The organism is Pseudomonas sp. F01002 (assembly GCF_004402115.1).
In the GTDB taxonomy this organism is placed as follows: domain Bacteria; phylum Pseudomonadota; class Gammaproteobacteria; order Pseudomonadales; family Pseudomonadaceae; genus Aquipseudomonas; species Aquipseudomonas frigoris.
The window spans coordinates 1-710 of the sequence record NZ_SOPU01000031.1; the positions used below are offsets into that span (position 1 = coordinate 1).

Annotated in this window: 1 pseudogene; it reads right to left on the bottom strand. The window is 54.2% G+C overall.

Annotated features, from left to right (window positions below):
- Window positions 1-631 (bottom strand): annotated as a pseudogene (locus E3W21_RS25315) (hypothetical protein); the annotation flags it as partial.
- Between the last annotated feature and the right edge of the window lie 79 nt (window positions 632-710).

Here is a 710-nt window from a genome sequence, read left to right on the forward strand (position 1 = left end):
GGGTAACGGAGAAGTTGGCACTCTGTTGATACCATTGCCCTGTCCTGGGGACGCTATAGACAGGAAGTATCTGTTGGTTCGAGGCGGTGCTGACTGAAAAAATCGGCGGTATATTGTTTACGAGCGGACTAAAGTTTCGAACGCTATAGCTGAATGAGTAGGTTCGTCCTGCCATGAAGTTAAATGTTTGACTGAACAACACTCCGGCATGCCCTGTATGAGCTGTCGTATCGTTATGAAACACCCCCCCCGTAATACGCCCTTGAAAACCTGCAGGGCCTATTTGCCAGTTACCTGCGGTCCCATTGCTGAAGTCAGTAATGGAGTCCCGCCAGGTATCAACCACTACGGTAAAGGTCCGGGCCGGAGATACCGGGTTATTACCATAAAGCCCTCTGGCCGTAATGCTATGAAAACCAACCCCCACCGACAGACTGATCTCCCCCCATCCACCGATACTGTTGACCGATGCGTTCTGCTTCGGACTACCATTATCACGAACCTCGACAGTGGTATTGATAGACGCATTGCCGCCGACATACACGGTGGTTGCCGTGGTCGTGCCGCCGTTGGCAATAGAATTCCCCTGCGGATCCCTGACGGCAACACTCGGTGTGACCAATGCCACCACGGTCAAGGTCCATACCGCCGATGACAGCGACTCCGATTTCGCGACGAAGCTGTGCCCTGCCCGGCTCAGCCCGGTGCGG